Source organism: Nocardia sp. NBC_01377, assembly GCF_045040005.1.
Lineage (GTDB): Bacteria > Actinomycetota > Actinomycetes > Mycobacteriales > Mycobacteriaceae > Nocardia > Nocardia noduli.
This window is the reverse complement of sequence record NZ_CP109566.1, coordinates 3,211,765-3,226,129: the sequence shown is the minus strand read 5'-3', so window position 1 is coordinate 3,226,129 and position 14,365 is coordinate 3,211,765. Positions and strand designations below refer to the sequence as shown.

Annotated in this window: 12 protein-coding genes and 1 pseudogene; 7 read left to right on the top strand and 6 right to left on the bottom strand. The window is 65.5% G+C overall.

All coding sequences use genetic code 11. From position 1 onward, the window contains the following. The first annotated feature begins 129 nt into the window (after window positions 1-129). Both OG225_RS15165 and OG225_RS15160 read left to right on the top strand, forming a co-directional pair. The gene (locus tag OG225_RS15165; protein WP_405182240.1) at window positions 130-1,032 is read left to right on the top strand and encodes a metallophosphoesterase family protein; all 903 of its coding nucleotides are present in this window, start codon (window positions 130-132) and stop codon (window positions 1,030-1,032) included. A 28-nt stretch (window positions 1,033-1,060) separates the two neighbouring features. Continuing rightward, window positions 1,061-1,837: a thioesterase II family protein gene (locus OG225_RS15160; RefSeq protein ID WP_405182239.1), complete on the top strand. Its 777-nt coding sequence runs from the start codon at window positions 1,061-1,063 to the stop codon at window positions 1,835-1,837. Between the two features lie 22 nt (window positions 1,838-1,859). Here the strand turns inward: OG225_RS15160 and OG225_RS15155 are convergent, their stop codons facing one another. Then, entirely contained in the window at window positions 1,860-3,725 is a 1,866-nt protein-coding gene (locus tag OG225_RS15155) for a BTAD domain-containing putative transcriptional regulator (RefSeq protein WP_405182238.1), read from the bottom strand. Between the two features lie 1,562 nt (window positions 3,726-5,287). Between OG225_RS15155 and OG225_RS15150 the strand changes: the two genes are divergently transcribed. Then, window positions 5,288-5,542 (top strand): hypothetical protein, encoded by a 255-nt coding sequence (locus OG225_RS15150; protein WP_405182237.1) that lies wholly within the window; start codon window positions 5,288-5,290, stop codon window positions 5,540-5,542. A 186-nt stretch (window positions 5,543-5,728) separates the two neighbouring features. Here OG225_RS15150 and OG225_RS15145 read toward each other — a convergent pair whose 3' ends face one another. Then, window positions 5,729-6,757, bottom strand: a complete 1,029-nt coding sequence (locus tag OG225_RS15145) for a phosphotransferase (RefSeq protein WP_405183277.1) — start codon at window positions 6,755-6,757, stop codon at window positions 5,729-5,731. Between the two features lie 253 nt (window positions 6,758-7,010). Here OG225_RS15145 and OG225_RS15140 point away from each other — a divergent pair, with 253 nt between their 5' ends. After that, window positions 7,011-8,006, top strand: a complete 996-nt coding sequence (locus OG225_RS15140) for a LacI family DNA-binding transcriptional regulator (RefSeq protein ID WP_405182236.1) — start codon at window positions 7,011-7,013, stop codon at window positions 8,004-8,006. Window positions 8,007-8,094: 88 nt separating this feature from the next. Here OG225_RS15140 and OG225_RS15135 read toward each other — a convergent pair whose 3' ends face one another. Then, on the bottom strand, window positions 8,095-9,474 hold the full coding sequence (locus tag OG225_RS15135) for a bifunctional lysylphosphatidylglycerol flippase/synthetase MprF (protein ID WP_405182235.1): 1,380 nt from the start codon (window positions 9,472-9,474) through the stop codon (window positions 8,095-8,097). Window positions 9,475-9,718: 244 nt separating this feature from the next. Between OG225_RS15135 and OG225_RS15130 the strand changes: the two genes are divergently transcribed. Then, window positions 9,719-10,366, top strand: a complete 648-nt coding sequence (locus tag OG225_RS15130) for a pentapeptide repeat-containing protein (RefSeq protein ID WP_405182234.1) — start codon at window positions 9,719-9,721, stop codon at window positions 10,364-10,366. Between the two features lie 129 nt (window positions 10,367-10,495). After that, a complete protein-coding gene (locus OG225_RS15125) occupies window positions 10,496-11,596 on the top strand; it encodes an AraC family transcriptional regulator (RefSeq protein ID WP_405182233.1) in 1,101 nt (366 codons plus the stop codon). A 13-nt stretch (window positions 11,597-11,609) separates the two neighbouring features. On the opposite strand, the pseudogene OG225_RS15120 reads toward OG225_RS15125, so the two are convergent. Further along, a pseudogene (locus OG225_RS15120) lies at window positions 11,610-11,886 on the bottom strand (enoyl-CoA hydratase/isomerase family protein); the annotation flags it as partial. A 28-nt stretch (window positions 11,887-11,914) separates the two neighbouring features. Next, entirely contained in the window at window positions 11,915-12,838 is a 924-nt protein-coding gene (locus tag OG225_RS15115; RefSeq protein WP_405182232.1) for an SEC-C metal-binding domain-containing protein, read from the bottom strand. A 109-nt stretch (window positions 12,839-12,947) separates the two neighbouring features. On the opposite strand from OG225_RS15115, the gene OG225_RS15110 reads away from it, so the two are divergent. Further along, on the top strand, window positions 12,948-13,694 hold the full coding sequence (locus tag OG225_RS15110) for a hypothetical protein (RefSeq protein ID WP_405182231.1): 747 nt from the start codon (window positions 12,948-12,950) through the stop codon (window positions 13,692-13,694). A gap of 44 nt (window positions 13,695-13,738) precedes the next feature. On the opposite strand, the gene OG225_RS15105 is transcribed toward OG225_RS15110, so the two are convergent. Continuing rightward, entirely contained in the window at window positions 13,739-14,206 is a 468-nt protein-coding gene (locus tag OG225_RS15105) for a hypothetical protein (protein WP_405182230.1), read from the bottom strand. Between the last annotated feature and the right edge of the window lie 159 nt (window positions 14,207-14,365).

The following is a 14,365-nucleotide window of genomic DNA, read 5'->3' as shown; positions in this document are numbered from 1 at the left end:
AGCAGCCGATAGCGTTTCCGTGGCGTGCGTGTGTCCGGCGCGGCGGATCGCGCGATATCACGGCGGAACGTCCGAGTCACAGCCCGGCAATACGCTCCGAGACGTGTCCTTTCCGCTGAATTCCGCCTCGTGCCCGCCAGTGGCGAGGCATCGTTCATGACGGCGCACGGCAACCTGCTCGCCATCAGTGATCTGCATGTCGGGCACAGGGACAATCAGGCGATCGTGGCACGGATACGCCCGGAGTCCCCGCGGGATTGGCTCCTGATCGCCGGGGATATCGCGGAACAGTTCGCCGATATCGAATGGGCGCTGAGCAGGCTCGCCGAGCGATACGCCACGGTGGTGTGGGCGCCCGGCAATCACGAGCTGTGGACGCCGCCCGGTGACCCGGTGACATTGCGCGGCGTGGCCCGCTACGACCGGTTGGTCGAGCTCTGCCGAAACCTCGGTGTACTCACCCCGGAAGACCCGTACCCGGTATGGCACGGCCCGGACGGGCCGATTCTGATCACGCCACTCTTCGTGCTCTACGACTACACGTTCCTGCCCGCGGGCGTCACGACCCAGCAGGAGGCGCTGGCACTCGCGCACGACACGGGAGTGGTGTGCAGCGACGAATTCCTGCTGCACGCCGACCCCTATCCGGACAGGGCGGCGTGGTGCGCGGCCAGGGTAGCGGCTACCGAGCGTCGGTTGCGGGGCTGCGACCCCGCACTGCCCAAGGTGCTCGTCAATCACTATCCGCTCGTGCGCACCCCCACCCGGATCCTGCGCCATCCGGTCTTCGCGCAGTGGTGCGGTACCGAGCGAACAGCCGACTGGCACACCCGTTTCGGCGCTACCGCCGTCGTCTACGGACACCTGCACATTCCCCGCACCAGCTGGCACGACGGCGTGCGCTTCGAGGAGGTATCGATGGGCTATCCGCGCGAATGGCAGCCGCGCGGTGACATGCCCGGCCGACCGCGCCAGATTCTGCCGGATACCGGCCGTCCTGCCGAAGGATGGTTCGGGGCGAGCCGTTTGTGATCACCTCCGATCAGCGAGACAGGACAGCATGGACGACGAAACGAATTGGTTCAGACGGTTGCAGCCCACAGATCGGGCAGAGCACCGACTCGTCTGCTTCCCGCATGCGGGCGGCGCCGCGAGTTACTTCCTGCCGGTGGCGCGGGCGCTGGCACCGGAAGTCGATGTCGTCGGGGTGCAGTATCCCGGCCGTCAGGACCGGCGCGGCGAGCCTGGTATCGAGGACATCGGCGAACTCGCCGACCGTATCCACGAGATCATGCGGACGTGGACATACCGGCCGCTGACGCTCTTCGGGCACAGCATGGGCGCGGTCGTCGCGTTCGAGGTGGCTCGACGCCTGCGGCGGGACAGTCCCGACCTGGCATTGCACCTGTTCGCCTCCGGGCGTCGCGCGCCGCATCTGCACGGCACCGAACTGGTGCATCTGCGCGACGACGCGGGGATCGCCGCCGAGGTTCGTTCCCTCGGCGGTACCGAATCCCCGCTTCTGGAGGACCCCGAGGTGCTGGCGATGATCCTGCCCGCGTTGCGCAGCGACTATCGCGCGGTGGAGACGTACCGATTCGCACCGGACGGCCCACCGCCGTGCCCGATCACGGTGCTCACCGGAGACCGGGATCCGCACACCACCGTCGATGACGCCCGCGCCTGGGTCCGGCATTCGCGGGACCCGTTCGATATCAGGGTCTTTCCGGGGGGCCACTTCTTCCTGGCCACCAGTCCCGCCGAGGTACTGGTGGTCCTGTTAGGCCATTTCGCCGGAGCGCAGCTGAACCGATCGGCCGATCGCCGTTCCGATTGACCGGCAGATCCCGCGTACTCCGTCAGGAAGGGGGTCGTTCCGCGGACGCGTAGGACATGTCCGTCGGGTATCCGTGCTGGCTCAGCCGTCCCAGCGCCGCGATGTAGTACCCCGACAGCTCCTCCTTGTAGAGGCGTTCGCGGGCGAAGGCCCAGCTCAGGCGATCTATGGTGTAGTGGTCCCCGTTCAGCCCGCGCAGCAGGTGTACGTCCGCCAGATCCTCCAGCAATTCTTCGGCTCGGTGCTCCGAACACTCCAGCAGAACCGCCAGGGTGTGCGGCCGGATCTGGCGGCTCGGGATCATGCCGAGCCAGCGGAAGGCCCTGCGTAGATCGTCGCCGTCCCTGGGCCGGTGGCCGAGAGTTTCGTACACCCGGCCGATCGCCGATCGCACGGCGACATCCCCGACCTGCAGTTCGTCCAGGATCCGCTGGGGATCGGCGAGCCTGCGGGCGGTCTCGTCCAGATCGCGATTCGGCCGGTTGAGCACACGCAGGCCGACGATGTGGAGCGCCAGGGGAAGGCCGGAGCAGGTTCGCACGATCGAACGGGCCGAGTCGGTGTCGGCATCGATCCGCCCCTTGCCGATGATGCCGGCCAGCAGATCCATCGCGGTATCGTCCGCCAGCGGCGCCAGCGCGACGGTGCTCGACCCTTGGAGATCGGCGAGACGCCTGCGGCTGCCGATCAAGATCCGGCTGTCACCACTGCCCGGCATCAGCGGACGCACCTGGGACGCGTCGACGACATCATCGAGCACTATCAGAACCCGGCGGCGCGTGACGACCGAACGGTACAGGGCCAGTTGCGCGGTGTCGCCGTCCGGAATGGCGGATCGGGACAGTCCCAACCCGATCAGGAAGCGCGTGGCCACACCCGCTGGATCGGCGGCCGCACCGCCGTGGCCCGCGAGGCTGGCGTAGAGCTGTCCATCTGGGAAGTCACCGCTGGCGGCGTGAGCGACTCGTAGCAACAGACTGGTCTTGCCGATACCGGCGGCGCCGGTGACGATCGCGGCCGTCGCCGGCCGCCGCGAATCCGCGCGGTCGGTGAGTAGCTCGTGCAGTTCGCGGGTCTTGCCGAAGCGACCGGTAAAACCCCGAACCTCGGGAGGAAGCTGTGCGGGCATCGGTATCTCCGCGTTTTCGACGGTATGCGGGGCGTCGCTGTGCGGCGCCGACAGTCTGGTGTGCGCCCGCTCGTCTTCTCCATGCAAGATGCGGCGCTGTATCTCGCGCAGCTCCAGGCCGGGCTCCATTCCGAACTGGCCGATCAGGTCGTCGCGGACACGCTGGAACAGCCCGAGTGCTTCCGGTTGCTGGCCGGAGCGGAACAACGCGAGCATGAGTCGGCCGATGAAGGCTTCGTTCAGCGGCTGTTCGCGAACGACTTTCCGAAGCTCGGGCAGGATCTCGGCGTGGCGGTGCAACTCCAACTGCATATCGAGTCGCCAACCTAATGTCTGCAGCCGCAGTTCTCGCAAGTGGCCGCTTTCGGACTCGTGTAGTCGTGAGTGCCGGACATCGATGAACGGGTCACCGCGCCACAACCCGAGTCCTCGATCGAGCTCCTCCACTGCTCCGGCCAGATCACCGGACTCGGCGAGTGCCTTCGCTTCCCGTCTATGTGAGAGGAAACGGCCGAGATCGGTGTCGTTCTCTTGGATCCGAATGCGATAGCCGGGTGCGCACGTTTGGATTCGTTCCACTCCGAACGGACCGAGCGCTCGACGCAACCGCATGACATAGGTGCGGATCGTGGCTGCCGCGCTCGGCGGAAGCGGATCGTCCCAGACGAATCGCGCGATGCGGTCGACAGAAACGATCTTGTTGGGGTTGAGCAGCAGCGTTGTCAAAACGATCCGCTGCCGGGGAGCCGAGATAGCCACTTCACATTCCCCTGAGCGGACAGCCAACGGGCCGAGAATCAAGAACTCCACAACCTCTCCTTCTGGAGCAGTCCGGAACAGACCCCGTTGTAACCCGGAATGCGTACGCGAACCTGTTCATGCACTGCTGTCCGGCAGCCGCCCGGTGGTTCGACACCACCCCCCGCCGACTCCCGCCATATCGCAGCTCAATACAAGTTACCTCTATTGAAATCGATGTAGATATGGGAACGGATGATATGCACGCCGATGGGCTGTCGAACAACTGATTCGATTCCGGTCGCCAAATTGCCCAAATAATTCCAAAACCTACGTGGGCACATCTGAGACAACGATTAGCCTTCGCAACCCCCGTGCCGACAGTCCGGGCGCGACCATCGGAGCATGCCCCCTGAATTATCTGTCGAAGTTGTCGTGAACTCAACTGACGTTACCAGAAGGTGCTCGCAGACGTCGATCTAGTCACCACCACTAGCTCATATCGCCCTCCCTGGTTTCGTCCCCATTTCGGGGAATCGGTCGGTTAATCAGGCATGAAACCTTCTGGTCGGAATTAATGGGCGGAGCGCTTCCCTTGTCGGTCCGGCAACCCGCTCTCGACCTGACGCTGTGCATCCACTCGTCGACTGGTCATGTGTGTCGATCCGAGATCTGTTGTCGCGCGGAGCATTCGGCCATGGTCGGGCATCGTTGTGATGGTCGGGCTCGGACGACGCGTTGGCCGTCCGGTCGCTGTAGGCCCGAATGGGTAATGATGGCGGCGTCGCACGCGACGCCCTGGTCGAATTCGACAGGTGGCCGACGGTTCGGCGAACTCGTCGGCATCCGTGAGTGCAATTGCGTCCCGGCGTATCAATAGATGCACTGCGTAGACGGTACATTATTCTTGCCTTGCGCAAACTCGGTGAGCAGGTGGATCGGTGTTGCCTATTGGTTCTCATATTCTTCGGGCAATGTCACGGCACTATCCCTGATAATGAATATGTGATCAAGCTATCGTCAGAAGAATAGCTCGACTAGTGCGAAAACTGTCAATAGACGGCAAGACCTTCATGCCGCAGTTGAACGGGTACGCACCGGTGACGCGGAATTAGCGCTCGAGAATCGCAGGACGGTACAGGCGAATCGGCCGGGTATTCGTGTCGCTCACGGCATTGCAGCGCCGTGATGTCATCCGGAAGCCGCTGGTGCTGACGATCGCGGGCGAAGGTCCAGTTCGAGAGGTCCCATGGTGCGCGGCGGCCTACGCTCGGCCCGGACGGTAGGTGTGCCTTGCCGAAGTCTCGACCAGCTTCTCCGCCCGCCCCGCTGAGCACTCCGCCCGCCTTGCCGTCGCCCGCGCCGAATTCGGCGGCTCGTGATCGTGCCGCGCGTACGGAGGGCCGTACGCAGATCATTGCCCTGCTGGAAACATCGGCCGACGCGCTACGCATACAGTGCGGCCTCGAACGCACCGCTACGTCCCAGCCTGTAACCGGTTCAGGATTCGCCGAGAATCGACGGACAAGGTGTACTGGCCGTCGCCGGAGGTGCTCATCGGGTATTCGGCGCACACCCACGTGATGACCGATTCTTTCCGTCACCGAATCGGCGTCCACGCTCAACTGCGCATCAGTCTTTCCCGCAACGGAGTTGATCAACGAAGTGTCGGGCTTCCGCAGCATCCCGCAAGCGGATCACGAACTGAGTTTCAGGCTGAGTTGCTGGAAGACTTCACGCCTGTCGTGATCTCGATGAAGCCGCCGAGGGACGTCACGAGGCTGTGGATCCTGTCGCGCGTCCGACTTCACGGCAGTGCCCGTCTGTTGCGGGTGTGACCTGCGAAGCGGAGTCCGACGTTCATGGTGAGTCTGTCGGTGGTGTCCGGTACGAGGAGAAACTCTCGGCCATCCGGCGATGCTTGGCGATCCTGCCCAGGGCGGTGGGGTGTAGCTGATGATTGCTTGGCCTGTTGGTGAGGCTCAATACGACTGGCACCGCCGGGCAGATCCGGTGTCGGTGCATCAGGGCCGAGTTGCGGTATCGAGGTCGGCGATGGCGGTGGCGGTGTCGAGATCGGCGTATGCCGCTGAATAGCGTTGTGCCAGAGCCAAGGCGATGTCGGGGCGTTGCCAGAATTCGCCCGCGCTGGCGGTGCACAACCACAGTGTCAGGCCGTGGGCGACAGAAGCGCGGTAGCCGTGGTGGATCTGTTGCGGGGAGGGTTTTTCGTCGGTGGGCAGGTCGAGCGCGTCGCGATATTCGCGCAAGAGTCTGTCCTCGCAGGCGCGGCGATCATCGATGGTCAGGGCTCCTTGCAGGAAGTAGCCCAGATCCAGCGACCAGTGACCGCGTCGGGCCACCTGCCAGTCCAGGAATCCGACGTGGGTGTCATCGATCAGGTAGGTGTTGCCGACGTGGGCGTCGCCGTGCAGCAAGGTCTGGGGGCCGTGGGTCAGGCTTCGAATGTAGGGCTTCCAGATGTTCTCGATCAGGTCCTGGATGCTCAGTGTGGTCACCGACGCGGGTGCGTCCGGGCCGAGGCGATCCAGCGCGGTCTGTAGTGGCGCGATCTGCATCCCGTCCCAGGGTTCGAACGGCTCGAGCCAGGCCAGTTCGGTGTGCGCGTCGAGTCGCGCGCCCCAGTACCGGCTGTGTAGTCGCGCCAATGCGCGCACACCGTCGGCGGCTTGATCGATGGTGAGGGGGCGGACCGCGTCACGCGGGTCTGCGCCCCTGACGGTGAGATCTTCCATGACCAGCAGAAAGTCCTCCGCCTTCTCGTCGATCAGCGCGCAGAATACTGCCGGATGCTCGACCGGCAATGTGACACCGCAACCGAAAAGTCTCGGCTCGTGGAACATTCCACTGGTCATTTTGATCAGTTCCTTGTGCGCGGGGTCGGCCCCTTTGAGAAACACCGACGCCGGACCCTGTCCGCGGTCGTAGGTCAGCGCCAGGCGCGCGCGCCGGTTGGTTCCGTCGTCACGGAGGACGACCTCGACCGAGGACACCCGGATCTCCGGATGATGCTCGGCCAGGGCGGTGGTCATCCACTCGGGAGTGATCTGGTCCCAGTCGGAGGGTATCTGCACATTGTCGACGGCCACACGAATCCTTTGCTCGAGGTGCAACAGCACTGTCGTTGTCGAGAAGCAGCCTCAACTTACTCGTGTAAGTTCTCCTCGTCCAGACGCTGATCGACGTTGTGGACCGAACTCTGCGCGGGACGTGCGCGGTGCGGCGTACCGGGATCGTCGTGCGATGATGCACGGCAGGTTGCGGTAGGTCCGGGCGGGAGGCAGCATGGACGGTGTCAAGAGGTCCGCCAGGCCCACAAGAGCCGATGTTGCCCGCCTGGCCGAGGTTTCGACTGCCACGGTCACCTACGTGCTGAACAACGTCGAGAATCAGCGAATCTCGGCGCGCACGCAGCAGGCCGTGCGCGAGGCCGCGGCCGCTATCGGATATCGGCCGAATCTGGCGGCTCGTAATCTCAAGGTCGGTGCCAGCGGGCTGGTTCTCTACGTCGTGCCGAAGATGGCGTTGCACGAACTGGCGATGGAAGTCAGCAGTCGACTCACCACCGCGTTGGCCGGACACGGCATCGTCATGTCGCTGCAATTCGAAACCGAGGACGGCGCCAACGTGGCCGAAGCGATCGCCAGCCTCGACCCCATCGCCGTGTCGAGTGTCTTCCCCCTCGGTGGTGCCGCGCTCGAGGCCGCGAACGCCGCGAAGATCCCGCAAATCCATCTCGGCAGTGCGAACCTGGACTCTCTGGCCTCGCTGCATCTGATCGTCGGTCGGATGCGTGTCCAGCACCTGCTCTCTCGCGGGCATCGACGGCTGGGCTTCGCGTTCTCCCCGAATCCCAAACTTCGCCTGCTCGGGGAGTACTGGCTCGAAGGTGTCCGTGCCGCCACCACCGATCACGGAATTCCCGCACCCGTCGCCGCGGAAATCCTCGACGACGGTTCCGATGCCGCCGAGGTTGTGTCCCGTTGGGTCGAGCAGGGTGTGAGCGCGGTGTGCGCGCAGAGCGACGAGACCGCTTTCGCCGTGCTGCACGGCATCCGCCGGGCGGGATTGCGTTGCCCGGACGACCTCGCGGTCATCGGTGTGGACGCGATCGGTCTCGGTGCCCTGAGCGACCCGCCGTTGACATCTGTCGGATTCGTCGCGGCCGCGATCGTCGACACCGCTGTCGACGCCATGATGAACGCGCTGGGTCTGCCACCCGGCGACGGCGATGACGCCGCCAGCGAACTCGCCGTTCTGATCGAACGCGACTCGACCTGAACGAGCTCAACCCGGACATCGGGAAACTGCACAACGGAGTGCAGCGATGGAAGTGCCGCCCGGATTCTCGGACCGGTCGGACCGTGGGTCAGTACTGGCGGCGATGCGGCACGAATTCCAGTGTCAGCAGCGCCAGCGCGGCCGGGAGGACTTCGCGCCACCGGACCAGCACGTAGCGCTGCTCGGCCATCGCGTGGAATTTACGCAGAAACCGATACAGCGATTCCAGCTGTATGAGTGGGTCGGCGAGGTGGACCGTGGCGTGGATCAGCTGCCCGCCGTGGGAGCGTTCCTTCTCGGCGAACAGCTCCGGGAAGGGCGCGAAGGCCAGCGAGATCCGGGTGACGCCGTTCGCGCGTCCGTAGTCGACCAGGTCGACGATCATGCGTTCGTCGAGGCCGTTGGGCGCGTCCTTACGTCGCCACGGAACGTCAAGACTCAGCTCCGTCCCCCGTGCCGACATGCCGTAGCGCTGGAATCCCGCGACCCGTCCCTGCGCGTCGCGGGCGATGATCAGCAGCATCCCGGGATGGCATCCGTCGAGCAGGTGGTCCAGGATCATCGAGAATCCGCGGTTCTGACGGCCCACTCGCCACTGGTCGACGATGTCGAGCAGTTCCGCGCGCAGCGGTTCGGTGAGCGCCGTCTCGAGCATGATCTCGGTCGTCACCCCGAAATTCGCGGTGCGGTTCACGGCTTGGCGCAGATTCCGGTACTCCCGCCCGACCATGGCGAAAGCGCCGACGTCGATCACCACATCGCGTCCGATGGGGACGGTGCGAAGGCCGCGGTGTTCGACGGCGCGGTGCCGCCACAGTTCGGCCATCTTCTGGCCGGAGCCGAGCACCGCGATCCGCCAGCCGTTCTCGGCCGCGAACACCGAGAATTCGGTCATCAACGGGCCGAATGCCACGCGATCACCGATCGGGTCGCCCGCGACGACCGCGATCCCGAAGCGGGCGCGGTAGGCGATCGCGGCGGAGTTGGTCGCGTCGAAGAAATAGCTCTTGGAGGAGTGCAGTGCGAAGGCCGCGAGCGGGTCGCGTTCGGTCCGGCCGATCAGTTCGGCCACCCGGTATCGGTGCTCGGGCTGCGGTCGGCTCGAATGCGGCAGCATGAGCACGAGCCCGGTCGAGGCGAGGAAGACGAATCCGGCCAGCGAATGTTCGGCGCGGTAGGCCACATTGGCCAGGGCGAGTACGACGACGGCGGCGGCCACGTGCGTGAGGGTGATCGGGCGGCACAGGTGCAGGCCGCGCACCACGAAGAGTCCGGCCAGCGATACCGCGACGAACCAGCCGCGATTGACTCCTTCGTGGGCCGCGCGTTCGGCCGCGTACAGCAGCAGGGCGCTGACCAGCAGTAACACAACGGTCAGCGCGGGCCGTAGCGCGGGGGCCGCGTGCACGGCGATCTGACGGTAGCCCGCGGTCTGACCGTGAACAGCGACCTTGCGTTCCTCAGGCATGCCACCTCCTCGATGCCTCAGGTGTCATTGCGCCCTCCGAATGATTGTCCTCTGCGCGAGGTCCTGCCATGGGTCATACGGGAGAACCACGAATCCCGCCAATCCATTTCCCAGGCTAACGATCTTGTTTTCGAGCGGGAAAAGCGGCCCGTGCTTCGAAAGCTGTCGGTGGGTGTCGCTAGCGTTCATCGGATGGGTAGCGGAGATCGTTCGTATCGGGGGAACCGCGTCGGGGGTGGCGAACGTGCCTCGTGACCTCGCCGACCTGCCGTGGGCGCGGCGACTGGAGCCGCTCGAGGACGACCTGCGGGCCGAGGGCGATTACGACCGCACACATCTGACCGGTGTCGATATCGCCGACGCGGATATCGGCAACGCGCGTTTCGTCGAATCGGCCCTCACCGATTTCGCGATGAATCGCGGCAGTATGCGCCACACCCGATTCCACGACGTCTGGTTGCGCGATGTGCGCTGGGTGGGGACCGAACTCGCCGACACCGTGTGGCAGGACGCCGAGATCGTCACGGGCGCGCTGGTCGGCGTCGACGCGGGCGGTGCGGTCCTGCGGCGGGTCCGCTTCGAAGGATGCAAACTCGAATCGGTCAATCTGCGCTCGGCGACATTGCGCGAGGTCGCGTTCGTCGACTGCGTGCTGCGCGATACCGATTTCGGCGGCGCGAGACTGACCGAGGTGACCTTCGATGGCACCCGACTGGACGGAGTACTGCTGAACAACGCCCGATTGACGCAAGTGGATCTGCGCGGCGCGGTCGGAATCGATATCGCCGACGGCATCGACGCGCTGCGCGGCGCGACCATCACGACCCTGCAATTGATGGACCTCGCGCCCGCGTTCGCACGGGCGACGGGAATCATCGTTTCCGACTCCTGAACGGGTACCGCGACCACGCGGCAACGATCCCGAGCGGTCGAAAGTTTGTCGTTTCACACTTGTGGTGGCCCGGTCGTTGATAAGTTGCGCCAATCCGTCTGGTACACGTTCGATCGGAATTGCGGGTTCATGTTCGACTGGGATCTTCGCCGCCGCACCTCCAGCGCCCATATTCTGCTCGGGCTCGCCGAAGAACGCGGAATTCCCGTGCCGGAAAGCTTGGAGGGAACAGGTCTGTCACGTGAGTCGCTGACGGGTTCCTCGGCCGAGATCACCGCCCGCCAGGAATTGCGGATCGTGCGGAACCTGGTTCGGCGGTGCGGTCGGGAACCGGGTCTGGGCGCACTGGCGGGCAGTCGCTCACACCTTTCCCTGGCCGGACCGTGGGGGCTGGCCATGCTCAGCAGTCGGACGGTGCGCGAGGTGATCGAGGTGGCGCGGCGCTATCTCGACGCGGCGTTCGTGTTCGGGAGATTGACCTTCGAGGAGGGTTCCGGCGAGGCCCGCCTGTATCTCGACGATTCCGAGATCCCACCGGAGTTGCGACCCTTCCTCACCGAGCGTGCGCTCGCCGGTATCCGGACGATCGGCCGGGAACTGTTCGCCGCCGACATCCCGTTGGCCCGCATCGAATTCCAGCATCCCGCGCCCGCGAGCACCGCGATCCACCGCCAGGTATTCGGCGTGACGCCGATATTCGGCGCGCGCCGCACCATGGTCGTTTTCGACCGCATGTACGTCGACCTGCCGCTACCGCGTCCGAGCGAATGGGCGCGGGCGGCGTGCGAGCAACTGTGCCGGGACATGCTGACACGCCGCCACGTCCGCACGGGTGTCGCGGGATCGGTGCGCGATCTGCTGATCCGCGATCCCGGCGCGATCCCGGACCAGATCGCGGTCGCCTCGGAAATGTTCATGAGTCCACGCACGCTGTCGCGCAGACTCAATCACGAGGGCACCTCGTTCCGTGCCCTGCTCGACGAGGTGCGCCAGACCCTGTCCGAGGAACTGCTCACCCACACCGATATGACCACCGAACAGCTGGCCGCCCGCCTGGGTTACGCCGAGGCCGCCTCCTTCATCCGCGCGTTCCGGCGCTGGAAGGGATGCCCGCCACAGGAATTCCGGATGCGCACCGCCGATATCGGCTACCGGATACCGGCGGCGTCGCGGGCCCGACGCGAGGCTGTGGCGGCCCATCGCGCGGCGGGTTCGATGGCGGCGCGCTGATGGGGAGCAGACGCTACCCGCGCAGGTCGGGGTGCACCCAGTCGGGTGATCGCCGTTCTTTGAAGGCCCGGAATCCCTCGGAGACTTCGGGTGCGCGCAGGCTGGAGCGCATCCCGATGCGGTCGTTCAAGCCCAGGTAGTTGTCCAGGCTCGCTTTGACGACGCCGCGCGATCGGCGTTGTCCGGGCGCATTGCGCGAGTACCTCGCGCGCGGTGTCCATCAACTCCTCGTGCGGCACCACGCGGGCGATCATGCCCCAGTCGAGGGCTTCCCGGGCGGACAGCACCCGGTGGTGATGGATCGTGTGGGGTGGTGGGTCAGTTGGTGGTGGGGCGGCCGCAGCATTTCTTGTATTTGATGGTTGATCCGCACCAGCATGGTGCGTTGCGTGGGGGTGGCCAGTGGACTGATTTGCCTTCGTCGATGATCTCGTTCATGCAGGCCAAGCGGGTGTCGGAGTCGGTGGGGTCGGTGCCGGTGCGTGTGGTGTATTCGAGGAGTTTCGCGACGGTGAGCGGTGCCATGGTGAGGCGGGCGATGCCGGAGTCGGCCAACTCGCGGTTGGCTTTCTCCCGGTCGGCGGCGAAGACGGCGAAGTCGGTGTGTTCTACCAGTCCTGGCCAGGTTTCGTGTGCGCGGGGAAACTCGTCGCGAGGCCAGAACAGGATCCGTGCTTGGCGCGGTGTTGTGGGCGGTGCTGGCATGTGGGCGAGTTCGTCGAGGTGTTCGGCGAAGCTCTGGACGGATTCGTCCAGCTCGTCGGGTGGCAGGCCCTGCGCTCGGCGGATGCGTCGACGGCCGGCGAGGACGTTGTTGGCGTAGGACAGGAATCCGTTTTCGGTGTCGGTCTCGGCCATCTCCTCGTCGGTGAGTCGGGAGACGGCCATGTTGAACCAGGTCAGCGCCTGCCGATAGTCGCCGCGTTGTTCCAGCAGTTCGGCGGCCATGTGACACGGCACAGGGGAATCGGTTCTGCTGTGTCGCAACGCATCGAGCTGGGTGTCGGCGTCGGCGGCACGGTCGAGATCGAACAACACCTCGGCCAGTGCCACGCGGGCGTTGCCGCCGTCCTCGCCGCCGTCTTCGATAGCTCGGGTCAACAGGTCGATCGCTCGGTCGTGGGCCCCGGCGCGGCGCCAGTGCTCGGCTGCCTCGAGCAAGATCTCGCCGCGCTGGTCGGGGTAGAGGTCGAGTTCGGCTTCCAGTTCCGCGGCGAGGGCCGCGGCCGATCGTGTGGTCACCCCGGGCACTGTAATTGCCGCGGATCGGCGGCGGTTGGACAGGCCGCTGGTAGATGGGCGGACACCGCGTGATCATGTCGTGTTTGTGTGTGACACAACTGAATTGGCGGTGACCGCGGTTGGAGTCGTAGACCCCGATCGGTGGCGCGCGGAGCTCGACGACCTGACCGGGCGTGTCGGGTCGCGGTTCGCGCGGGTCGAGACGCGGCGCACGGCGGGGCGGATGCTGGCCGCGATGGTATCGGAGCTGCCGGCCAAGAACTGCTGGTCGCTGGCCGAACACGCCGGGGACACCAGCCCGGACGCGATGCAGCACCTGCTGTCGTCGGCGGTGGTCGACGACGAAGCTCACCTGGAAGAGCTGATCGCCGGCAAGCCCGGGATGAACAGGTTCCTGCGGGTCACCCCGGCCGGGAAACTGCGGGTCGATGCGACGAAAGTGAAGGCCGAAGCCAACTTCGACGGCCAGTACTTGCTGCGCTGCTCGGATCCGAAACTGTCCGCGGCCGATATCGCGGTCGGCTACAAGCAGCTCCTCGAAGTCGAACGTGGTTGGCGTGACATGAAATCGGTGCCGGACCTGCGGCCGGTCTATCACCGGCTCGAAGAACGTATCCGCGCCCACGTCATCCTGTGCTGGCTCGCGCTGCTGCTGGTCCGCGTCGCCGAAACCCGCACCGCGACCACCTGGCAGGTCATGCGCCGCGAGCTCGACCGAATCCACGTCGGCACCTTCACCGGCCCCACCGGTGTCATCCGCCGCACCACGACTCTCACCAAGGCCCACACCGACCTGCTCGCCCGCCTCGGCGCCCCGAAACCGAAGCAGATCGTCGAACTCACCCCGGTCGCCTGACCAGCACCGATACACGCGCCTAGATACACGCCTTCACGGCGCGTTCATCCATGTATGCCCAGCTCAGGCCATAAATCCGATGCTCCAGCAGCACCGAATTCTGCGGAACCCCGGCCGGACGGGTTCAATCCGACGGTCCCGGTGAGCAGCGCGGCTTCGAAGAACACGATCTTGGCGCGGTCGACGGCGGGAGTCAGGTTGCGGCCGACGTTGACCGCAGACCACAGCAACCCGATCCCCATCACACTCCGCAACAGCAACGACGAACGCTTCGCGCGGTGATGCAACGCCCCCACCAACGCGTCCGGGTTCGTCGCCCGAGCACGATCCGCTCGAGCGTTCGCCAACCACCGGACCTGGCGCGCATCCTGCTGGCGCAACCGGCGAGCTGACCGTTGCTCTCGCGCGTGTTCGGTCAGCTCGCCACGGACCGAACGCTTGCGTCGGCGTCGCCGCTGGGCGCGCTCCCAGCAAGCCAACCCTTGCTCGGCCTCGATCTCAGCGACCGTCATCGCCTCGTAGAGCTCCGAGACTTTCTGCAGGGGAACGCAGTCGCGGGCGACCTCGACAGATTGTCCGAGGGCGGTGGGATCGGCGAGATGGTGGCGGTGGGTGCCGTCGGCTTCGGTGTCATGGTTCCTGCCTGGGGCCGGAGGGAAGGCGCAACTCGG

What these genes read in the sequence shown, in the direction of transcription:
- OG225_RS15160 (WP_405182239.1), top strand. Translation starts at nt 1,061, where the DNA reads ATGGACGACGAAACGAATTGGTTCAGACGGTTGCAGCCCACAGATCGG.
- OG225_RS15150 (WP_405182237.1), top strand. Translation starts at nt 5,288, where the DNA reads ATGACCGATTCTTTCCGTCACCGAATCGGCGTCCACGCTCAACTGCGC.
- OG225_RS15145 (WP_405183277.1), bottom strand. Translation starts at nt 6,757, where the DNA reads ATGACCACCGCCCTGGCCGAGCATCATCCGGAGATCCGGGTGTCCTCG.
- OG225_RS15140 (WP_405182236.1), top strand. Translation starts at nt 7,011, where the DNA reads ATGGACGGTGTCAAGAGGTCCGCCAGGCCCACAAGAGCCGATGTTGCC.
- OG225_RS15135 (WP_405182235.1), bottom strand. Translation starts at nt 9,474, where the DNA reads ATGCCTGAGGAACGCAAGGTCGCTGTTCACGGTCAGACCGCGGGCTAC.
- OG225_RS15125 (WP_405182233.1), top strand. Translation starts at nt 10,496, where the DNA reads ATGTTCGACTGGGATCTTCGCCGCCGCACCTCCAGCGCCCATATTCTG.
- OG225_RS15105 (WP_405182230.1), bottom strand. Translation starts at nt 14,206, where the DNA reads ATGACGGTCGCTGAGATCGAGGCCGAGCAAGGGTTGGCTTGCTGGGAG.